At 35.4% G+C, this 21,212-nt stretch carries 19 protein-coding genes and 1 tRNA gene; 4 read left to right on the top strand and 16 right to left on the bottom strand.

All coding sequences use genetic code 11. The features are described 5' to 3' along the window. Nucleotides 1-10: 10 nt before the first annotated feature. On the bottom strand, nucleotides 11-1,576 hold the full coding sequence (locus ACRASX_RS08445) for a GMC oxidoreductase (RefSeq protein ID WP_432220876.1): 1,566 nt from the start codon (nucleotides 1,574-1,576) through the stop codon (nucleotides 11-13). A 266-nt stretch (nucleotides 1,577-1,842) separates the two neighbouring features. Between ACRASX_RS08445 and ACRASX_RS08440 the strand changes: the two genes are divergently transcribed. Genes ACRASX_RS08440 through ACRASX_RS08425 form a run of 4 tightly spaced genes read left to right on the top strand, consistent with a single transcriptional unit; the run spans nucleotide 1,843 to nucleotide 5,767 of the window. After that, complete coding sequence (locus ACRASX_RS08440; protein ID WP_432220875.1) at nucleotides 1,843-2,754, top strand: metal ABC transporter solute-binding protein, Zn/Mn family; 912 nt, start codon at nucleotides 1,843-1,845, stop codon at nucleotides 2,752-2,754. Then, nucleotides 2,754-3,488, top strand: coding sequence for a metal ABC transporter ATP-binding protein (locus ACRASX_RS08435; RefSeq protein WP_066307610.1), 735 nt, complete (start codon nucleotides 2,754-2,756; stop codon nucleotides 3,486-3,488). Before ACRASX_RS08440 ends, ACRASX_RS08435 begins: the two co-directional genes overlap by 1 nt. Nucleotide 3,489: 1 nt before the next feature. Then, nucleotides 3,490-4,614, top strand: coding sequence for a metal ABC transporter permease (locus tag ACRASX_RS08430; RefSeq protein ID WP_432220874.1), 1,125 nt, complete (start codon nucleotides 3,490-3,492; stop codon nucleotides 4,612-4,614). After that, nucleotides 4,607-5,767 carry a metal ABC transporter permease gene (locus ACRASX_RS08425; protein ID WP_432220873.1) on the top strand — a complete coding sequence of 387 codons (1,161 nt, stop codon included), beginning with the start codon at nucleotides 4,607-4,609 and terminating at the stop codon, nucleotides 5,765-5,767. The genes ACRASX_RS08430 and ACRASX_RS08425 overlap by 8 nt, the downstream gene beginning before the upstream one ends. 356 nt (nucleotides 5,768-6,123) lie before the next feature. On the opposite strand, the gene ACRASX_RS08420 is transcribed toward ACRASX_RS08425, so the two are convergent. From ACRASX_RS08420 to ACRASX_RS08350, 15 genes are all read right to left on the bottom strand, one after another. Continuing rightward, nucleotides 6,124-6,211: transfer RNA gene (locus ACRASX_RS08420), tRNA-Ser, on the bottom strand. 159 nt (nucleotides 6,212-6,370) lie between these two features. Further along, nucleotides 6,371-6,760, bottom strand: coding sequence for an acyl-CoA thioesterase (locus tag ACRASX_RS08415; protein ID WP_432220872.1), 390 nt, complete (start codon nucleotides 6,758-6,760; stop codon nucleotides 6,371-6,373). A 1-nt stretch (nucleotide 6,761) separates the two neighbouring features. Further along, nucleotides 6,762-7,901 (bottom strand): 3,4-dihydroxy-2-butanone-4-phosphate synthase, encoded by a 1,140-nt coding sequence (ribB, locus tag ACRASX_RS08410; RefSeq protein ID WP_066307619.1) that lies wholly within the window; start codon nucleotides 7,899-7,901, stop codon nucleotides 6,762-6,764. A gap of 2 nt (nucleotides 7,902-7,903) precedes the next feature. After that, complete coding sequence (locus ACRASX_RS08405; RefSeq protein WP_432220871.1) at nucleotides 7,904-9,358, bottom strand: LptF/LptG family permease; 1,455 nt, start codon at nucleotides 9,356-9,358, stop codon at nucleotides 7,904-7,906. A gap of 8 nt (nucleotides 9,359-9,366) precedes the next feature. Next, complete coding sequence (locus tag ACRASX_RS08400; RefSeq protein ID WP_082706589.1) at nucleotides 9,367-10,065, bottom strand: LolA family protein; 699 nt, start codon at nucleotides 10,063-10,065, stop codon at nucleotides 9,367-9,369. Nucleotides 10,066-10,075: 10 nt separating this feature from the next. Next, complete coding sequence (locus ACRASX_RS08395) at nucleotides 10,076-12,514, bottom strand: DNA translocase FtsK (protein WP_432220870.1); 2,439 nt, start codon at nucleotides 12,512-12,514, stop codon at nucleotides 10,076-10,078. Nucleotides 12,515-12,529: 15 nt separating this feature from the next. Beyond that, the gene (locus ACRASX_RS08390) at nucleotides 12,530-12,904 is read right to left on the bottom strand and encodes a diacylglycerol kinase (protein WP_066307625.1); all 375 of its coding nucleotides are present in this window, start codon (nucleotides 12,902-12,904) and stop codon (nucleotides 12,530-12,532) included. 11 nt (nucleotides 12,905-12,915) lie between these two features. Next, complete coding sequence (gene tpx, locus ACRASX_RS08385; protein WP_432220869.1) at nucleotides 12,916-13,413, bottom strand: thiol peroxidase; 498 nt, start codon at nucleotides 13,411-13,413, stop codon at nucleotides 12,916-12,918. Nucleotides 13,414-13,581: 168 nt separating this feature from the next. After that, nucleotides 13,582-13,839 carry a DUF6952 family protein gene (locus tag ACRASX_RS08380; RefSeq protein ID WP_066307630.1) on the bottom strand — a complete coding sequence of 86 codons (258 nt, stop codon included), beginning with the start codon at nucleotides 13,837-13,839 and terminating at the stop codon, nucleotides 13,582-13,584. Between the two features lie 110 nt (nucleotides 13,840-13,949). After that, nucleotides 13,950-14,258: a thioredoxin family protein gene (locus ACRASX_RS08375; protein WP_066307632.1), complete on the bottom strand. Its 309-nt coding sequence runs from the start codon at nucleotides 14,256-14,258 to the stop codon at nucleotides 13,950-13,952. A 121-nt stretch (nucleotides 14,259-14,379) separates the two neighbouring features. Beyond that, on the bottom strand, nucleotides 14,380-15,018 hold the full coding sequence (locus ACRASX_RS08370; protein WP_066307634.1) for a peroxiredoxin: 639 nt from the start codon (nucleotides 15,016-15,018) through the stop codon (nucleotides 14,380-14,382). A 152-nt stretch (nucleotides 15,019-15,170) separates the two neighbouring features. Next, a complete protein-coding gene (nhaC, locus tag ACRASX_RS08365) occupies nucleotides 15,171-16,640 on the bottom strand; it encodes a Na+/H+ antiporter NhaC (protein WP_432220868.1) in 1,470 nt (489 codons plus the stop codon). An 81-nt stretch (nucleotides 16,641-16,721) separates the two neighbouring features. Continuing rightward, entirely contained in the window at nucleotides 16,722-18,332 is a 1,611-nt protein-coding gene (locus tag ACRASX_RS08360) for a glycoside hydrolase family 3 protein (protein ID WP_432220867.1), read from the bottom strand. A gap of 42 nt (nucleotides 18,333-18,374) precedes the next feature. Then, a complete protein-coding gene (locus ACRASX_RS08355; RefSeq protein ID WP_432220866.1) occupies nucleotides 18,375-19,640 on the bottom strand; it encodes an MFS transporter in 1,266 nt (421 codons plus the stop codon). Then, on the bottom strand, nucleotides 19,627-21,201 hold the full coding sequence (locus ACRASX_RS08350; protein WP_432220865.1) for a glycoside hydrolase family 10 protein: 1,575 nt from the start codon (nucleotides 21,199-21,201) through the stop codon (nucleotides 19,627-19,629). Before ACRASX_RS08350 ends, ACRASX_RS08355 begins: the two co-directional genes overlap by 14 nt. Nucleotides 21,202-21,212: the final 11 nt, after the last annotated feature.

The following is a 21,212-nucleotide window of genomic DNA, read 5'->3' as shown; positions in this document are numbered from 1 at the left end:
TTTTTTTACTCTATATTTTTTCTTTAGTAGGTATTTGAGCCATCGCAAGCTCCGCAATCGCAGTGATTGATAGCGACGGATTTACACCAGGATTTGCCGAAATCATCGAACCATCAATGATATATAAATTTTTATAACCAAAAACTTTATTGTTTTTATCAATAACCCCTTCCGAAGCATTTGCTCCCATCACGGCACCTCCCAAAATATGTGCTGTTGACGGTATTCCTGCAATCGTTTCTAAAGCAAAAGAAGTACTGATGCCATTTACCGCTTTACTATATTCTTTAATCAACTGAAAAGACTCCGGAATAAAAGGTGTTGGCTTTTGACCCGAACTTACTGTTGAAGTCATCAATCCAAATATGTTTCTTTTAAATCGAAGTGTACTATCTAAGGTTTGCATAAATAGCAGTACTACAGTTTGCTTTGCCCAGCTGTTAAGAAAGTAAATTTTGAAATATTGAATCGGTGCTTTAATTATAGCAACTATTACTTTAAGTAAGCGAGAGCAAACATTACTGCCTGTAACATAGGGCATGTGTATGAGTTTCCAAGCATTTGAGCCTTCAGCATAGCGACATATTTCTAAATGACTGTTGGCATCAGTATTCAAAATACTACTTATTGCGACGCCTTTAGAATAATTTTTATCTTTTTCGAGACTCGAAACACTGACCAATGTTTCATTGTTAGTTCTTATGTCTTCTCCTAATCTATCCGACATATTAGGCAAGGAGTTGCTTTTTAATTTGAGTAAGAGCTTTATGGTTCCCAAAACGCCGCCCGAAAAAATTACATTTTTACTCCTAATTTTGCGTTTCTTAGAAAATAGCTTTGTGCTTGTTTGAATGGTCACTTCGTAGCCGTTCGCACCATCTTTCTCATCAAGAGGTTTCACGTCACAAACTTCCTGTTCTGCCAATATTTCTGCACCGTATTTTTGTGCCAGATACAAGTAATTTTTATCTAGCGTATTTTTAGAATTATTTCGACAGCCCGTCATGCAGGCGCCACAAAAATTACAACCTGTTCTGTCTGGTCCCATGCCGTCAAAATAAGGGTCTGCTCTGGTTATATTCTCTTCGCCAAAATAAACCGCTACATTGGTCACATCAAATTTATCTTCCATACCGAGATTTTGAGCTACTTTTTGCAGTCCAATATCGCCGTCAAATAATTTAGGCACGCGAGCGGCACCCAGCATTTTTAATGCTTCTTGATAATGTGGTGCCAGTTCCTTTTCCCAGTCGCGCAGTTTTTGCCAACTTCCCGTTTTAAAGAAGGTCGATTCCGGAATGGGTAAAGTATTGGCATAAACCAATGATCCACCGCCAACACCAGTTCCCGAAAGTACAGCGACATGCTTAAAAACACTTAGTTTCATGATACCGAAAAATCGAAAGCTTGGCATCCAAAGCCACTTTCTAAAGTTCCAGTTGGTCTTCGGAAAATCTTCTGCTTTAAACCATTTCCCTTTTTCAATTACTAAAACCGAGTATCCTTTTTTTGACAATCGCAAGGCACTGACCGAACCACCAAAACCACTTCCTATTATAATATAATCGTATTCCATCCTATGATTGAAAATTTAGTTGGGTTTTTCATTAAAGTAAAACTAACACTAAATTTCCACCGATTAAAAGTATAACTTTAAAAAAAATAAATTTGATGTAAAACAAAATATAGACTCTTTTGGAACCCTATGAATTTCATAATTCTTTATTATTTACTACTGGCGGTATCTCAAGAATACGCAATCTAACTTTATTTTTTAGTTGCGACTAAAAAATTATTTATAAATCATGTTTTTTTTATAACTTCGCAATAAATGGTAGACTTATGAAACAATTAATACTTATCGCTCTTATTAGCGCTTCTTTATTTGGTTGCAAAGACAACAAACCGACCGACGGAAAATTCCACATAGTAACAACAACTTCAATGATTACCGATCTTGTAGAGAATATTGGCGGCGATAAAGTAGTGGTGCAAGGTTTGATGGGTGCTGGAGTAGACCCGCATCTGTACAAAGCCAGCGAAGGCGATGTGTCTAAATTATCTAATGCGAATATGATTCTGTATAGTGGACTTCATTTGGAAGGGAAATTAGTAGAAGTATTCGAAAAAATGAAAAAACAGAACATCAATACTGTCGCGATCTCTGATGCTTTGGATAAAAAAGATTTGATTGGATCAACACTTTTCGCCTCTAATTATGATCCACATATTTGGTTTGACGTAAAGAATTGGGAACAAATCACTGTTTTTGTTGCCCAACAACTTGCGACCGCAATGCCAGAAAACAAGGAGTACTTTAAAGCGAATGCTGATACGTATTTGAATAAACTAAAAGCGCTAAAGGAAGAAATAGAAGCTGAGATAGCAACTCTTCCCGAAGACAAACGTCGCCTCGTTACTGCTCACGATGCTTTTAGTTACTTCGGCAAAGCCTACAACTTTGATGTCGTTGGCTTACAAGGACTATCGACTGCGACGGAGGCTGGCGTGCAAGATGTTCAAAAAACAGCTTCGTATATAATTGAGCATAAAGTGAAAGCGGTCTTTATAGAAAGTTCTGTACCTAGACGCACGGTCGAAGCTTTGCAGGCAGCTGTTAATTCAAAAAAGCAGGAGGTTGTAATTGGCGGAACTTTATTCTCTGATGCGTTGGGAAATCCTGGAACTCCGGAAGGAACTTATATCGGAATGTTCAAATTTAATGTACACACCATAGTTAGCTCTCTTAAATAATGGAAAAAATAGCAGTTAAAGTAGACGATCTTACAGTAGCTTACAATTACAAACCTGTACTTTGGGACATCGACTTACAAATTCCTGAAGGAGTATTAATGGCGATTGTCGGTCCGAATGGTGCTGGTAAATCAACTCTGATCAAAGCCATTTTAGGAATACTGAATCCGATTGCTGGCAGTGTAACCATATTTGGCAAACCTTACAAGAGTCAAAGGAAGAAAGTAGCTTACGTTCCTCAAAAAGGAAGTGTGGACTGGGATTTTCCAACCACAGCGCTTGATGTAGTACTAATGGGGACTTATGGAAGTCTAGGCTGGATTAAACGTCCTGGTGAAAACGAAAAGAAACGTGCTTTAGAAGCTTTGGAAAAAGTTGGAATGCTCGCGTTTAAGGGAAGACAAATTAGTCAGCTTTCGGGAGGACAACAACAACGAATCTTCTTAGCTCGTGCTTTGGTACAAGATGCAGAGATTTATTTTATGGACGAGCCTTTTCAAGGAGTGGATGCGACTACTGAAGTAGCGATTATCAATATCCTAAAAGAACTTCGAAAAGCAAACAAAACGGTCGTCGTAGTGCACCATGATTTGCAAACCGTTCCTGAATATTTTGATTGGGTGACATTTTTAAATGTAAAGAAAATTGCGACAGGACCTGTAAAAGACATCTTCAATGATGAGAATCTCACTAAGACGTACGGAATAAATTACAAAGTAAGTATTCAGAAATAATATGGATATACTTGAATACATAAAACTCGTTTTTAACGATTATACCCTTCGGACCATAACGCTTGGAACCGCCATTTTGGGTGGTGTAACAGGAATGTTAGGTAGTTTTGCCGTACTACGGAAGCAAAGCTTATTAGGAGATGCCATTTCGCACGCTGCGTTGCCCGGAATTGCATTGGCATTCTTAATAACTGGGTCTAAAGATACCAATGTATTATTAATCGGCGCTTTAATTAGTGGACTTCTTGGGACGTTCTGGATTCGTGGAATTACCACAAAAACGCATTTAAAATCAGACACAGCATTAGGATTAATACTCTCTGTATTCTTTGGTTTCGGAATGCTACTGTTAACATTTATACAAAAACAGCCCAATGCCAATCAAGCTGGGTTAGATAAATATTTATTTGGACAAGCGGCAACTTTGGTCGAAAGCGATGTTTGGTTGATGAGCATTGTTACAGGGCTGTGCTTAATTGTGCTCCTACTCTTTTGGAAAGAATTTAAAATCTTACTTTTTGACAAAGATTACGCACAAACTTTAGGCTTTAACACCAAACTGATCGATATACTGATCACAACTTTTATTGTTCTTGCTATTGTTTTAGGACTACAAACCGTTGGTGTCGTATTAATGAGCGCAATGCTTTTAGCTCCCGCTGCAGCAGCACGTCAATGGACTAATAGTTTGAGTACCATGGTTTTTCTTGCGGCAATTTTGGGCGCAAGTGCTGGAGTTTTCGGAACTGCGATTAGCTCCACTCAGAATAATTTATCAACGGGACCAGTAATTGTTTTAGTGGCGTCAGTATTTGTATTATTCTCCTTTATTTTCTCGCCAAAGCGAGGACTTTTATTTCGACAAATTAGACTGATTCAAAACCGAAACGATTTAGAATTTCAGAAAACGCTTACTTTTATGTACCACATCGTCGAAAATCACGAAGATATTTCACATCCACACGCGATTAAAATTTTGAATGATTTTCAGGGCTACAGTCGCAAAGGACTTAGAGATTTGGTCAATAAAAAGTATGTGACTTTACAAGGCAATATGTGGAGCTTGACAGCCGAAGGTGTTGAAGCTGCTAAAAATATGTACAATCAAAACCTGAAGGATGACTAACGCACAATTAGAAATACAACTTATAGCCAGTTTAGTGGCGATTGCCTGCGCAATTCCGGGTACCTTTTTAGTACTTCGAAAGATGGCAATGATTAGTGATGCGATCAGCCACTCGATTTTACCAGGAATCGTTATTGGCTTTTTTATTACTCAAGATTTAAATTCGCCTTTATTAATTTTATTAGCTGCAATGACGGGAGTTCTTACTGTTATTTTAGTGGAAAAAATCCAGCAAACAAAACTAGTTAAAGAAGACACAGCTATAGGTTTAGTCTTTCCTGCACTATTTAGTATTGGCGTAATTATGATTGCCAAGTATGCAAATGACGTACATCTCGACATCGACGCTGTTCTTTTAGGTGAACTCGCATTTACACCTTTTGACCGACTGTACTATAACGACATCGATTTAGGTCCCAAATCAATGTGGGTAATTGGCAGTATTTTAGTAGTAACGCTAACACTTTTATTTGCTTTCTACAAAGAACTTAAAATGAGCACTTTTGATGCAGGACTTGCGACTTCGCTAGGTTTTTCGCCAGTTATATTACATTATGGATTAATGAGTATAGCTTCCATTACAACTGTGGGTGCTTTTGATGCGGTGGGTGCTATTTTGGTTGTCGCCTTAATGATTGCTCCTGCGGCCTCTGCTTATCTGCTTACTACGAACTTAACAAAAATGATTACATTGGCTTGTTTCTTTGGAGTTTTTAGCGCGATCGCTGGCTATTGGTCTGCTAATTATCTAGATGCTTCGATTGCCGGAAGTATTGCAACCATGCTTGGAATAGTATTCTTACTGGTATACTTATTTGCGCCAAGCAAAGGCTTAATAGCAGTTTTATATCGTGAAAAACAACAACGGATAGAAGTTTCTTTAATCACTTTCATTCTGCATCTTAAAAACCACAATGAAATAGAAGAAAGACATGTCAATCATTTAAACGAACACATCAATTGGCAAAAAGTACGAAGTAAAGCGGTCTTAAACTTAGGATTGAAAAATAATTTAGTAACGATTGACAATGATATAGTTTCATTAACAGAAAAAGGCAATGAATTTACAACGAAAGCGATTAATTACATTATAACCAACGAAGATTCTTTGATCGAAGACATGAAAGATGATTTCTTTTTGTTTAGAGGGTAAGAGATCTAACCTTAGATTATAAGTCTAACTATAAGTAGCCTACTTCCATTGTATGCGAGCTATGCTTTATTTTGGCAATCATTGTAAGTAAAACATTCCGCAATCATAACTACTTTAATAAAAAGTAGAAACCTATACTTCAAAATTCAAATTCCTGATTGAAGATTAATTACGATGTAATCCCATATACCAGTATACTTATTCAATAAAGAAGGTCAAATTTTATAGGTACACCTATAGGTATACTTTACATTGCTAAAGTAAGCGTAATTTGACTACTTCCTAAAAGGAAAAAATCCTTTAAATACTAGTATTTAAAGGATTTTTATATTTAAAGTTTCTTTTGAAACTTCGACTGGCGGAGAAAGAGGGATTCGAACCCCCGGACCTGTTACAGTCAACAGTTTTCAAGACTGCCGCATTCGACCGCTCTGCCATTTCTCCAGTCTATTGCTATCAGTTGCTGATTGCGAGTGCAAATATAATGAGCTTTTTCGGTTATAAAAACTTTTTTAGTGCTTTTTTATTGTTTTTTTTAAAGTAATTTTCAACTACTTCATAATCAGTATTTATGTAAAAGCCAAAAAGTCTTTGTGTCAGAAATTAATCTAAAATCTTGACCGGTTTTTTATCTTCATCCACCGCAACAAAGGAAAAAGTTCCTGAAACAACAATTTCGCGCTGCTCCGAATACATTTGTTCCATAAAAATATCTACATGTATTTTGCAACTAGTATTCCCTACATTTATTATTCTTGCAACTAATTCTATTAATGTTCCGGCTGGAATCGCTTTTTTAAAATCGATTTGTCCCGTTGAAATAGTCACCATTTTTTTTCGGCCAAAACGAGTCGCACAAATAAAAGATACTTCATCCATTAGTTGTAACGCTGTTCCTCCAAATAACGTATCGTAATGGTTGGTCGTACTTGGAAAAACAGCCTTGAATATATGCGTTTCCGATTTTGCAATTCGTTCTTCTAATGTTCCCATATTAATAGCTTACATAATCAGTAATTTCAAGACCGTAGCCAATCATTCCAACTCGTTTGGTTTGTTCTGTATTAGAAACTAAACGAATCTTTGAGATATCAATGTCATGCAATATTTGCGCACCAATTCCATAATCTTTAGTATCAATCACAACTTTTGGAGCTTTCATAGTTCCGTTAGCTTGTAATTCTTTCAATTCAGAAATACGGTTCAATAAATTTACTGCAGACATATCCTGATTCACAAAAATAACGGCTCCTCTACCATTTTCATTAATTACTCTAAACATATCATCCAACTGCTGGTCGGCGTTATTAGTTAGTGTACCTAATAAATCATTATTTACTTGCGACGAATTGATACGAGTCAAAATCGATTCTCCTAAACTCCAAGTCCCTTTTGTAAGCGCAATATGTATTTGCTTGTTTGTTGTTTGCTCGTACGCACGCATACGGAAGATTCCAAAACGAGTCTCAATGTCAAAATCTTCTTTTTTAACAATCAAACTATCATGTTGCATTCTGTACGCTACTAGATCTTCGATAGAAACCAACTTCAAATCAAATTTCTTTGCCACTTCTACCAACTGCGGCAAGCGCGCCATTGTTCCATCTTCATTTAGAATCTCACAAATTACACCCGCAGACTTAAACCCTGCAAGTCTAGCAAAGTCAATAGCAGCCTCAGTATGTCCTGTTCTTCTTAAAACTCCACCTTGTTTTGCTACTAATGGAAATATATGTCCAGGACGAGCCAAATCGTGTGGCTTTGTATCAGCATCTACTAAAGCTTTAACTGTTATCGCACGATCAGATGCTGAAATTCCTGTGGTAACACCTCTTCCTTTTAAATCAACAGAAACAGTAAAAGCAGTTTCCATGTGATCGGTATTATTGGTTACCATTGGTTTCAAATCCAATTCACGACAACGGCTTTCAGTAAGCGGTGTACATATTAGTCCACGACCATGCGTTGCCATAAAGTTTATCATTTCTGGCGTTACTTTTTCGGCAGCTGCTAAGAAGTCTCCTTCATTTTCGCGATCTTCATCGTCAACGACGATAATAATTTTTCCTTGTCTAATGTCTTCAATTGCTTCCTCAATAGTATTGAGTTGTATGTTGTGTGTAGTTGTAGCCATGGCTAATTTTTGTTTGTATTGGGTAAAAACTTTTGAGTCAGTTTTTGAATTAGTTTTTGAATGGGAGCAAATAAAGAATCAAAATTAATTAATCCGATATCATTTGTTGCTCTATAAGTGAGTAATATTGCCAAGGGAGTTAAGATAAACGACGACATCCAAGCACCCATAAACGACGTCATTCCGCCTTCTTGCGACAATCGCTTCCCAAATGTATTTATAAAGTGAAAGGTTATAAAGATAAGAATCGCAAATACTATCGGTAAACCAATACCTCCTTTACGTATGATCGCACCCAAGGGAGCGCCAATAAAAAACATTAAAAAGCAGGCATAAGCAATTACAAATTTCTCGTACAATGCCATTAAATGCTTACTGATGTTTCGTTCTTTATTTTTTAATTCATTTTTGGATGCTTCAATCGAAAACAGTGTACTACTAAGATTGCTGTCTGCCATTTTATAAATAGTTGCTTTTTCAGTAGCATCAAAAACCGACATAATATCATTAGGCAAAGCTTTTATCTTTTCCTTCTCGTTCCCTTTGAGAGTTCTTTGATTTAGTCTAACGCGCTGATTTATGTTTTCTGAAAAAGAAATAATATCATTATCTAAATTTTTATTTAAAGAATCTAGTGTATACCGCAGTTCGTTAACATTCAACATGCTGTTGGTGTTCGTTACACTGGAGTCGTTTAGATCAATATTCGTAAGTTCAGAAAGATCAATGTTTACAATTTGTTTTTTGTAATAACTTTTAATGAAAGGCATTTTGGCTCGATCTTCGTATTTTTTCGGAATAACATCTTCATAATAGTAGCCGTCATTTAAAACCATCTTTAAAATGCTTGATTTCTCGCTACTAATTAATTCGCCATCTTTCGCTTTAATTACGGTGCGAGCGCCGTTACCAGTATTCGACTTTTTATGAATCGTGATTCCAGTTAATATATTCCCGTTCGCTCCCGACTTTTTATTTACCTTAATATTATAATCACCAATATCACTAAACTGGCCTTCGGCAATAGCCATAGCTGGTTTAGATTGGGCAATGTTTTTTCGAAAATTAATAAATTTATACTCCGCAAAAGGAATCACATTATTGGCAAAAAAGAAAGCAACCACAGACAAAATAGAGATAAAAACAATTAAACTACGCATGGCTCTTTGCAGTGAAATTCCAGAAGATTTCATAGCTGCAAACTCGTAATTTTCAGACAAAGATCCGAACGTCATAATGGAAGCTAAAAGCACAGAAAGCGGCAACACCAAAGGAATGATTCGAGGCATTGAAAACAGTAAGAATTTGATAACTAAAAAGAAATCTAAATCCTTACCTGCTAGCTCGGCTATAAAAAGCCAAACAGTTTGAAGTATGAATATAAAAAACAAGATTACAAATACCGTAGCAAATGTAATCAAGAATGTTTTTAATAAGTATTTGTCTAAGATTTTCAACCTTGCAATTAATCTAGTTTATTGATGTAGTAATTTGGATATTTACTTTGTGCAAAGGTAAATTGATTTTTTGATAAAGGTTGGTTGGTTTTAAAAGAATTAACGGTTAAAGTAGTTTTTGTTCCATTTTTACCCATTTCAATCAAATTATAGATGTGTTTGGTCTGGCTATCAATTCCTAAAAGAATTTCTTTACGAGCATCTTTAGCATTAGTAGGCGTTAATTTGATATATTGTATTTTACGGCCTTTTACATTTTGAACAATGTCCATTTTGTATTTGTAGCCCGAATTAAAAAACGTCAACATTTTTGAAGGTGTAATTGCGCTATCATCTTTCTCATCTACTTTAGCGATGGTGATTTCTTCGTCTTCCGGAACTATTGTATACGTTTTTTGACCATCAAAAATTTTGGTCACACCCATAAAATTCAAAACATATTCATTGCCTTTCATAATAACATTTCCCTTACTATCTTGGTTAATGTTTTCTTTGGCATTATTTAAAGAGTACTTAAAATCGATGGCAATATTGTTATAACTTTTTACTTTGGCGGTTACTTGATCCAACCAGTTTTTAGCATTTTTATCTTGAGCATTTGCCGAAAAACTAACTAATAATAACGTCAATAGCGTAATAAGAGTTATACGAATTGCCGGTGTAAAAAAAGTAGTTTTAAGATTCATTTCTTGCTGAATTGCTTTCATGATTGATAATTTAATTTTGTTCATTATTAAAAAATTGATCAAGAGCAACCATATCTGGAATATTAACGCCTCGTGCTTTACTTCCTTCAAACGGACCTACAATTCCTGCAGCTTCCAGTTGATCGATCAAACGACCAGCACGATTGTAACCTAACTTTAATTTTCGTTGCAACAACGAAGCAGAACCTTGTTGTGCATTTACAATAATTTCGGCGGCTTCCCTAAATAAGGTATCTCTATCAGAAATATCTACATCAAGATTAATGCCACTATCTTCTCCAACAAACTCTGGAAGCAAATATGCCGTAGCATACGCCTTTTGAGCGCCAATAAAATTAGTTATTCTTTCTACCTCGGGCGTATCAACAAATGCACACTGGACACGAACTACATCGTTTCCATTACTGTATAATAAATCTCCTCGACCAATCAATTGATCTGCACCTTGTGTATCTAAAATCGTGCGGGAATCTATTTTTGAGGTTACTCTGAAGGCAATACGAGCAGGGAAATTCGCTTTAATTAAACCAGTAATTACATTTACTGATGGACGCTGCGTAGCAATAATTAAGTGAATACCAATAGCACGCGCCAACTGGGCTAAACGAGCGATAGGAACCTCAACTTCTTTACCAGCAGTCATTATTAAATCGGCAAACTCATCTACAACCAAAATGATATAAGGTAAAAAACGATGTCCATTTTCTGGATTTAATTTTCGTGCTTTAAACTTATCATTGTACTCTTTAATATTACGAACCATTGCATCCTTAAGTAGCGAGTAGCGATTATCCATCTCTACACAAAGCGAATTTAAAGTAGCTACCACTTTTGCATTATCAGTAATAATTGCATCTTCGGTATCAGGAAGTTTGGCTAAATAATGTCTTTCGATTTTATTAAATAAAGTCAATTCTACTTTTTTAGGATCGACCAACACAAATTTTACTTCTGCTGGATGTTTTTTATAGAGTAGAGAAGTTAAAACAGCATTTAAACCAACTGATTTTCCTTGCCCCGTGGCTCCTGCCATTAATAAGTGTGGCATTTTCGCTAAATCGACAACAAACGTTTCGTTAGAAATTGTCTTTCCTAACGCAATAGGCAGTTCCATTTCAGCTTCTTGAAATTTAGCCGAACCAATCACGCTCTTCATCGAAACCATAGTTGGATTCTTATTTGGTACTTCGATACCAATAGTTCCTTTTCCTGGAATTGGCGCAATAATGCGAATGCCTAGTGCCGAAAGTGAAAGTGCAATATCATCTTCTAAACTTTTAATTTTAGAAATACGAATACCAGCCTCAGGCACAATTTCATACAAAGTAACCGAAGGTCCAACAGTTGCTTTTATCTGAGCAATTTCAATTTTATAATTGCGAAGTGTATCAACAATTCTGTTTTTATTTTCTTCTAATTCTTCTTGATTGATCGTAATTCCACCAGTCGAATATTCTTTTAATAAATCAATTGTTGGATATTTATAATTAGACAAATCTAATGTTGGATCAAATAAACCAAAATCAGCAACCAAACGCGAAGCTAAATTTTCCTCTACAATATCTTCTTCTGCCGCTTGTTGTATTACAAAATTTTCTTCTACCGGAATAACAGCTGGTTTCGAAACAGGTTTAATTTCCATTTCTACTGGTTTACCCGGTTCTCTGTTAATTTCTGATGAATGTGCTATCGTGGGCTTTAACGCTTCTTTATTAATTTCGAATTTAGATTTATCTGATTTGATATGAATGGTATCCTCTACTTCTTCCTGCTCATCAATCGCAAATTCTTCCAAATTATAAGCGTCTCCAGCGTTATCCGCTACTGAATCTGTCGTTTTTAACACTCTCTTACTAGAATCAAAAAACGACTGAATTTTTTCGGGAGAAATTTTAATTTTAAATATTAAATACACCACTAATCCGAAAAGCAATACTAATAAAGTTCCTGTTTTTCCGATATAATCTTGTAAAAATAAATTCATTTCATACCCAATAGTACCTCCTAATTCTGGCGCTGAAGTTGCAAAAAAACCAAACAAAATGGAGATGATAACAATTGCAAACAAATCCCAGAACCAACTATTTTTTAATTTCTTCAATGGAAAATCCAGAAACAAAAACAATCCTGTTAAGAAAAACAAACGCACAAACATAAACGACGCCAATCCGAAGCCTCTATAAATAAATAAATCGGCTGCATACGCACCAAATTTACCCAACCAGTTTGTAACAGTCTCAGTTCTGTCGCCTAAAGCAGCGACAGCACTTTGATCTGTTTGTCCTGTTATAAAAAAGGAGACAAAAGCAACAGCTAAGGCAACTGAAAACAACACCAAAAGAACACCCAAAACCATTTTGTTTTGTTTACTCAATTTCCACGGTCTTTTCGTTTCTGTTTTTGGTTTATCTTTTTTGTCTGCAGTTACTTTTTTTGTAGATTTTGCCATTCTTTTTAAGGGATGCTATATAAATTTTGGAATGTAAATAATTAAACCGATTGCAATTGCGGTTAAAGCTGCAAAAAATACTGCACCCGCCGCAATGTCTTTGATAAATCCAATTCGTTCATGGTAATCGGGGTGAATAAAATCGGCCATTTTTTCAATAGCAGTATTCAATCCTTCGATGCTAAGCACCATACCGATAGCCATGGTTTGAAACAAAAATTCAGTTTGTGAAATATCCATGACAAATCCAATTATTGTCAAAATAATTCCGATAGAAAACTGCACCATAATACTGTGCTCGGTACGAAGGAGTTTAAACATTCCTTTATAAGCGTAAGTTACGCTCTTCAGTCTTCCTTTTACAAAAGTATTGTCTTTTTGAAATTCCACTTAATGAAGTATTAAAGTGCCGCTAGCGCTGCTTCGTAATTCGGTTCGTTTGCAATTTCCGAAACTTGCTCAGTGTGCGTAATTGTTCCGTTAGCATCTGCAACTATAATTACTCTTGAATGCAAACCAGCCAAAGGTCCGTCTAGAATTTCCAATCCATTTGCTTTTCCAAATGCACCCTCTTTAAAATCAGATAAGTTTATTACATTTTCTAATCCTTCAGCTGCACAAAAACGTTTTTGAGCAAATGGTAAATCTCTTGAAATGCATAAAACTGTTGTGTTCTCTAAACCACTTGCTTGCTCGTTAAATTTACGAACTGATGCTGCACAAGTTCCTGTATCAACACTTGGAAATATATTTAAAACTAATTTTTTTCCGGCAAATGAGCTTAGTGAAGCTACTGCTAAATCGTTTTGTACTAATTTAAAATCAGCCAATTGAGATCCTACTTTTGGTAAGTCACCAGAAGTATGTATTGCGTTTCCGCCTAATGTTACTGAAGCCATAATTTGTTTTTTTTTATGAACCTCAAAAGTATGAAATTTATTTATAAGGATGGATCCTAAAGTATAAGATTTTGGTGCTTTTTGTAAGTATCACGGTTCTTATAAAAACAAAAAAACGCAAGCCTATTAGTCTGCGTTTTTTCTATATAATATTAAAAAAGAAATTGATTATTTATCAATTGAACCCATTACACGTTTCATAAACGCGTTCAAAGCTTCTTTTTTATCCACTCCATCTTTTGTCATTTTATGCACTTCTAAGGCGCCGTACATATTTGAAATTAATTCTCCAATAACATCTAACTCTTCATCTTTAAGAGATGGAATTTCAGTCATTGCTTCCAAAACTTCAATAGTTTCTATGATGTAATCTTGGTCATTTTCCTCAATAAATTGAGTAAGCTGTTTTATTACTGGTAATTTCATTTGATTTTTGATTTAAAATATTTGAATAACGATTTTCGAATTGAATAAAAACAGTTGAAATTTATAATACATCAAAAATCAACAGCTGTAAATAACTTAATCAAAAATAATTAAGCAATTTCCTTTACCAAATCAATTAAAACTTCTTGCTTGTTTGTTTGTGTTTCGTTAACCAATTTTCCATCTACGAAAGTTGCAAATGTTGGTAAGTTTGACACATTAGCCAATTTTCTAGATTCTGGAGAATTTTCGGCATCTACTAAAACAAAAGTAATTGCTTCGTTTTCTGCAGCTAATTTTTTGAACTTTGGTTTCATAATACGGCAGTTTCCGCACCAAGAAGCCGAAAATTGTACTACTACTTTTTGGTCTTTAGCGACTAAATCAGCTAAAGTATCTTCGTTTAATTCTATTAACATTTTGTTATTTTTAAAGTTAAAAGTTGCAAAGGTTCAAAGTGACAAAATTATTAAAATTTGCCTGCGCAGCAAAAAATTATTTACTGCTTTTAACCTTTGAACCTTTGTTACTCTATAAAAATTAGTTTGCGCTTAAGTATTCAGCAGTACTGTTTCTATCAGCACTCATTGCTTCTTTACCAGCTTCCCAGTTTGCAGGACAAACTTCTCCTTTTTCTTGAATGTGTGTGTACGCATCAACCATACGTAAATATTCGTTTACGTTACGACCAAGAGGCATATCGTTCACACTTTCGTGGAAGATTTTACCTGTTTCATCAATTAAGTATGTTGCTCTAAAAGTAACGTTTGAACCTTCAACAATAACTGAATCTGTTTCTTCGCTGTATTCTGTAGAATCAATATCTAAAATTCCTAAAATGTTAGATAAATTTCTGTTGGTATCTGCTAAAATTGGGTATGTTACTCCTTCGATTCCACCGTTGTTTTTTGGAGTATTTAACCATGCAAAGTGCACTTCATTGGTATCGCAAGATGCACCAATTACAATTGTATTTCTTTTATTAAATTCAGGTAAAGCTGCTTGAAAAGCGTGCAATTCTGTTGGGCAAACAAAAGTAAAATCTTTTGGGTACCAAAACAAAAGCACTTTTTTGTTATTGTTTACTGCTTCTTCGAAGATGTTAATTTTTAAATTATCACCCATTTCAGAAATGGCGTCAACTGCAATACTTGGAAATTTTTTACCTACTAAAGACATATTGTTTGTTTTAAATGTTATTAATTTTGTTACTGCAAAAATAAGACTTAAAAAGCGTTTAATAGTATTGTGTTTGATTATTAATATTTATTAAGTAATAGCTTTTAACTATCGGGGATGCTTTTAGTTCCTTGAGTGTACTATTCTTAAACTTAAATGTCCACACCTCCATTTGGAGTACTTATCAACTGTCTAATTTTAATATTAAAAGCGGCCACAATCAAAGTTACAATTGGACTTATAATGTTAAAGAACGCATACGGCAAATAATCTAGCGTTGACACACCAAGTGTTCCTGCATGATATGCACCACAAGTATTCCACGGAAATAAAACTGAAGTTACCGTTCCAGAATCCTCTAGTGTTCTACTTAAATTCTCGGGTGCTAATCCTTTTTTATGATATGCTTTTGCAAACATTTTACCAGGAACCACAATCGCTAAGTATTGATCGGATGCCGTAATATTTAAGGCCAAACAACTACCTACTGTCGAGGCAAATAAACCGAAAGTACTGTGTGCCATCTTCAATAAAGAAGAGCTAATTCTTGATAAAGCTCCAATGGCATCCATAATTCCTCCAAATACCATGGCACAAAGTATCAACCAAATGGTACCTAACATTTTTTGCATTCCTCCCGAAGTAAATAAATCAGTTAACGTTTTATTTTCGGTCGGAATAACTACATCCGTTGTAATTGCATCTAGAATTCCTCGATAAGCAGACTCTGCCGTCATTCGATCTACTCCTGCGATTTGATTTAAAACTTGAGGTTGAAAAATTAGAGCAAAGACTGCTGCTAATATTGTCCCCACAAATAGAGCAATTAAAGGCTCTGTCTTTTTTATAATTAGACCAATAACAATAACGGGCACAACAAACAGCCAAGCAGAAACCGTAAACGATTGTTCAATATCAATTAATAAGGTCCCAATATCAACGTTTCCATTGGTTTCCACCATTAAACCCATTATAATAAATAACAGTAAGGTCATTATGTACGTCGGTATCGTGGTTATGGTCATATATCGTATGTGCGTAAACAAATCGGTACCAGCCATAGCAGGTGCCAAATTTGTAGTATCGGACATCGGTGATAATTTATCTCCAAAATACGCTCCCGAAATTACAGCTCCTGCAACCATCCCTAAATCAAATCCTAGTGCTCCTCCTACTCCAATTAATGCAATTCCGACCGTAGCACTTGTAGTCCATGAACTACCTGTGGCTATAGAAATAATAGAACAAATAATTAAAGTTGCCGGCAAAAAAATACTTGGACTTAATATTTGCAACCCATAATAAATCATCGAAGGAATAATTCCGCTCACTAACCAAGTTCCAGCCAAAGCACCAACCATTAATAAAATTAAAATTGCTCCAGCCGTAGATTTAATATTTTCATTAATTTCTTCGAGCATTCGAGCAAATGGAACCTTGTTACAAAAACCGACAATTGCAGCAACTGCTCCACCCAATAAAAGAACAAACTGGTTGCTACCTCCCAACGCATCATCGCCATACACATATACGTTAATCGCGAGCATTGTAACCAAAATAACAACAGGAAGTAAAGCCTCCCAAATAGAAAGCTCTTTATTTTTAATAATTTTTATTGACATCTAATACTATTTTTTTCAGTCTGCAATATAGATAATTTGTATTTATTGGACTAAAAACAGAGAAAATCGAGGAGAAAAAGTTTATAATAGTACTATTTTTACTGGTAAAGTACCCGAGCAAGCGGCATTAGTAATTAATTGCTGTCCTGCATTTATTTGAAATTCTAAAAAATCTTGGTACACTTGAATAAGTCTTGCGGCTTTATTTAAGTTCGGAATTAAAGGTAAAACATATGGGTTTCCGAATACATAAATGATGCATTTTTTAGTTAGCAATAGCTTCGAAAGTAAATCAAATATTTGGACATCAATTTCAAAATTATTGGCTGGTTTTGCTTTCGGTACGAACAAAGAAATAATCACATATTGAAATGGTTTCAGATCATTGCCAATTGTCTCTACATCAGCAGTATCAAGAGCGGAAATTTCAAATTCTGGAGAATTTAATTCCGAATTAATAGTCGTAAAGAAATCATTTTCTGCGCTTTTATATAGAGATAATTTGGCTAGTTTTTGATCTGCATTGGCTTTTTGGATGGTTTTGAAGTCAACCGTATCAATTACTTGAGTACTACAGTATTTAGCAATTTCCGTGTTTAGTGCTGAAGCTTTAGCGAAATTTAAACCTCCTGTATTTTCAATTTTTGACTGCAAAATGCCAACCTTTTCTTTGCATCTCACAATTCGATTGAAACTTTCATCAATTCGTTCTGGAGTCGCATTTTTAAGAATTTGTTGAATACCCTCCGAAACATTTTCGGCAAAACACAAAACGTCATTACCCGCATTAAATGCTTCCCATTCTAATCGTCCTTTCTCATCGTATAAATTGGAAACACTATGCATGTTTAGTGCATCAGAAATAACCAGACCGTTGTAGCCCAACTTTTCACGCAAAAGTTCTTCGATAATTGGTTTCGATAACGTGGCCGAGGTATCTTTTCCAGCGTTTAAAGCAGGAACGGCCAAATGCCCGATCATGATTGAGTCAACATCGTTTTCTATTCCTTTTATAAAAGGATACAATTCGTTTTGCATCAAATCATCCAACGTTTCTTGTAAAACAGGCAAACCTAAATGCGAATCGACATTGGTATTACCATGTCCTGGAAAGTGTTTTAAACAGCCTAAAACACCAACATCCGACATTCCTCGTAAATATTCTAAAGCAAAAATCGCTACTTTTTCTTTGTCTTCACCAAAAGAGCGGTATCCAATTACAGGATTGTTCGGATTGTTATTTACATCCGCCAAAGGCGCTAAATTATAATGTACGCCAGCCGACTTTAAATCTAAGCCAATTTGTTTCCCAACTTCGTATACCAAGTACTTTTGACTAAGCGGCAACGCGCCTAAGGTTATTGCATATGGATATTGAGGTGTTTTTTCGACACGCATAGCCAAACCCCATTCGGCATCAATACTGATCAAAAGTGGCACTTTAGCGCATTTTTGATAACGGGTTACCAGTTCTTTCAAACGGTCATAGCTGTCGTCATTAAAAACAATTTTATTCTTACTTTCATAATTGGTTGCAGCACTGGCGCGACTGTGAAAAAAAGTTAAGCCACCAATGGTATGTTCTTTAATTAGTGCTTCGGTCGCCAGAATATTTTCTTCTGAGTCATTTATAAAAACAGCTGGAAAAAAGAATTGTCCTATTTTTTGTTTTAAAGTAAGTTCGAAGTTCATTTTTATACTGTTAATATTAGACAATTAAATCAAAAAGAGGAATTAATTAGTTTCTTCTTTCTTTCCGTAATTTTTTGGAAAGATTAGAAAACGAGATAAAATAATTCCGGGAATTGTAGCAATAAATACCCAAATAAAGAAATTACCATACCCTAAATATTGCTGAATATAGCCACTTAACATTCCGGGCAACATCATTCCTAATGCCATAAAACCAGTTGCAATGGCATAATGAGATGTTTTTGATTCGCCTTCGGCAACATAAATTAAGTACATCATAAAAGCTGCAAATCCGAATCCGTAACCAAATTGTTCTAAGATAACTACAGCGTAAATGTAATAAATGGAGCTTGGATGAAAATGCGACAATAAAACAAAACCAATAATAGGCAAGTGCATTGTTAAAATCATCGGTAACATCCATTTTTTTAAACCGTGTGCGGAGATTGCGATACCTCCTAATATTCCACCAACAGTCAGTGCAATTAACCCAAAAGTGCCATAAATAATACCAACATCTTCGGTTTCCAATCCCATACCGCCAACTCCAGTCTCATCTACTAAAAACGGAGTCAGCATTTTGAGCAATTGTGATTCTCCTAAACGAAATAAAAGAATGAAGGCTAAAATCAGTCCAATTTGTTTTTTCTTAAAAAAACTGGCAAATACGGTGGCAAAATTTTTCTCTTCTTTTGCTCCTTCAGCAATTGGCAACTCTGTTTTTGGCGTGGCAAAATAGTTGTAAACGGTCAAAATCGACATTACTAATCCCACAAAAACCATAGTATAGGACCAGGCCTTTTGATTGTCGCCGTATTTGTGTTCTAGATAACCCGCCAGTAAAATAATTAATCCATTTCCGGCAAGCATAGAAGCTCTATAAAAAGTACTGCGAATTCCTAAAAAGAAAGATTGCTGCTCTTTTCGCAAAGCCAACATATAAAAACCATCACTCGCCACATCATTGGATGCCGACGCAAAGGCAGCCACCCAGAAAATAGCTAAACTCAATATAAAAAAATGGCTGGTTGGAATGATAAATCCAACTATTAAAAAGGCAATAGAGATAAACAACTGCATACTTAAAAACCACTTTCGCTTGGTTCCGTGCAAATCAATAAACGGACTCCACAGCGGTTTAATTACCCATGGCAAATACAATAAACTAGTGTACAGTCCGATATCTTCATTACTGATTCCAAGATTCTTGTACATTAAAACCGAAACCGAAATAATAATTACGTACGGAAATCCAGAAGCGAAATTTAATAACGGTATCCAAAACCACGGTTGATTATCTGTTTTCATTTATTATTTGAGGTAATTTGATTTTAAAAGCTGTGGCTAAATCAATGGTTATTGGTTTGCTTTCGTTTGCAGCATAATCGATAAAAGTAAAAGCGCAGCCTCTATTTTCTTCAAATTTTTCTACGGGAAGCACTAGATAAATATTTCCGTATTTTTCTTCGACAGCAATTTTATCTATTAACTGTGTCGGATCATTATAATTAACATTCCCGGCAGTATTGGCGCTATAAAGTGCAATGTATCGCACTTTTGTATTCAGTGGATTTTTGATTGTTACATAATATTTACCGTCGTCTTTCATAAATTCGTTAATCATCGGAATATCGGTAACGCTCTTTTTAAGATTAGGAACCGCAGGAGGCAATGCCGGATATTTAAACTGATTTTCTTCTAACAACCGAACGACATCCATGTTTTTATTGACGAACATTTTAGCACTGTAAAATGCATTTCCTTGCACATTATGATAGTTTCTAGAGAAATCAATTTGAGTTGGAATTTCATTAATATAATTCCAGCTTTTATCACTATCGGCTTTTATTTTATACGTAGCATGACCAATATAAACCGCTGTATTATTGGAATTATCTGACCACCATTTTACCAATTTTGAATAAGAAGCTCTTGGATTATTCATACTCCAATACAATTGTGGTAAGATGTAGTCAATCCATTTTTGATCCATCCATAACAGCGGATCTGCGTATAAATCGTCGTAGTTTGATGTAGATTGGGTATCCGAACCTTTGGGATCCATTGATTTATTTCTCCAAACACCAAAAGGACTAATTCCGAATTGTACCCAAGGTTTACACGCCTTAATTGTCGTCGAAATGTTGTGTACAAAATTATTTACATTCGAACGTCTCCAGTCGGCTAAGCTCATTCCATTTCCAAACTTTTTAAAAGAAGCAGAATCATTAAATGACTTTCCAGGAACCGTGTACGGATAAAAGTAGTCGTCAAAATGAATGGCATCTATGTCATAATTTTCCACCACTTCTTCTACAATTCTAGTCAAATGCGATTGCACCTCTGGTAAAGCTGGATCATAATATATTTTACCTGCATATTCGATCATCCATTCGGGATGTATCAATGCATCGTGTTTCGGGCTTAATTGCGTTTTATTTAAATCAAAAGTCGCGCGATACGGATTCATCCATGCGTGAAACTCAAAGCCTCTTTGGTGTGCTTGATCAATCATCCACGAAAGTGTATCATAATACGGCTGTGGCTCCTGCCCTTCTTTGCCAGTCAAAAATCGTGACCAAGGCGAGAAATTACTTGGGTAAAACGCATCACCAACACTACGAATTTGTACAATTACTGCATTAAAATTCAGTTTTTTGTACGTATCTAAAATTTCCAAATAATCCGATTTTTCTTTTTCAACCATATCGCTACTCGTCTTGGGCCAGTCGATATTGACTACCGTTGCGATCCAAACCCCTCTAAATTCGGTTTTGGGATGCATTTCTCTTTTTTGGGCTTGACTATTCCATCCAAAAAAAATAAATACTACTGTGAAAAAGATATGAAAACGTTGATTTTTGTGCATTTTTAAAGGCT

Origin of the sequence: Flavobacterium sp. TMP13 (assembly GCF_050847115.1) — a bacterium.
Taxonomy (GTDB): Bacteria; Bacteroidota; Bacteroidia; order Flavobacteriales; family Flavobacteriaceae; genus Flavobacterium.
This window is presented reverse-complemented; position numbering and strand designations above follow the sequence as displayed.

Bases quoted from the DNA above. Each gene is read 5' to 3' on its own strand.
- nhaC (WP_432220868.1), bottom strand. From the start codon at position 16,640: ATGTCAATAAAAATTATTAAAAATAAAGAGCTTTCTATTTGGGAGGCT.
- ACRASX_RS08435 (WP_066307610.1), top strand. From the start codon at position 2,754: ATGGAAAAAATAGCAGTTAAAGTAGACGATCTTACAGTAGCTTACAAT.
- ACRASX_RS08415 (WP_432220872.1), bottom strand. From the start codon at position 6,760: ATGGGAACATTAGAAGAACGAATTGCAAAATCGGAAACGCATATATTC.
- ribB (WP_066307619.1), bottom strand. From the start codon at position 7,901: ATGGCTACAACTACACACAACATACAACTCAATACTATTGAGGAAGCA.
- ACRASX_RS08395 (WP_432220870.1), bottom strand. From the start codon at position 12,514: ATGGCAAAATCTACAAAAAAAGTAACTGCAGACAAAAAAGATAAACCA.
- ACRASX_RS08400 (WP_082706589.1), bottom strand. From the start codon at position 10,065: ATGAAAGCAATTCAGCAAGAAATGAATCTTAAAACTACTTTTTTTACA.
- ACRASX_RS08380 (WP_066307630.1), bottom strand. From the start codon at position 13,839: ATGAAATTACCAGTAATAAAACAGCTTACTCAATTTATTGAGGAAAAT.
- ACRASX_RS08375 (WP_066307632.1), bottom strand. From the start codon at position 14,258: ATGTTAATAGAATTAAACGAAGATACTTTAGCTGATTTAGTCGCTAAA.
- ACRASX_RS08355 (WP_432220866.1), bottom strand. From the start codon at position 19,640: ATGAAAACAGATAATCAACCGTGGTTTTGGATACCGTTATTAAATTTC.
- ACRASX_RS08440 (WP_432220875.1), top strand. From the start codon at position 1,843: ATGAAACAATTAATACTTATCGCTCTTATTAGCGCTTCTTTATTTGGT.
- tpx (WP_432220869.1), bottom strand. From the start codon at position 13,413: ATGGCTTCAGTAACATTAGGCGGAAACGCAATACATACTTCTGGTGAC.
- ACRASX_RS08445 (WP_432220876.1), bottom strand. From the start codon at position 1,576: ATGGAATACGATTATATTATAATAGGAAGTGGTTTTGGTGGTTCGGTC.
- ACRASX_RS08370 (WP_066307634.1), bottom strand. From the start codon at position 15,018: ATGTCTTTAGTAGGTAAAAAATTTCCAAGTATTGCAGTTGACGCCATT.
- ACRASX_RS08360 (WP_432220867.1), bottom strand. From the start codon at position 18,332: ATGAACTTCGAACTTACTTTAAAACAAAAAATAGGACAATTCTTTTTT.
- ACRASX_RS08350 (WP_432220865.1), bottom strand. From the start codon at position 21,201: ATGCACAAAAATCAACGTTTTCATATCTTTTTCACAGTAGTATTTATT.
- ACRASX_RS08425 (WP_432220873.1), top strand. From the start codon at position 4,607: ATGACTAACGCACAATTAGAAATACAACTTATAGCCAGTTTAGTGGCG.
- ACRASX_RS08430 (WP_432220874.1), top strand. From the start codon at position 3,490: ATGGATATACTTGAATACATAAAACTCGTTTTTAACGATTATACCCTT.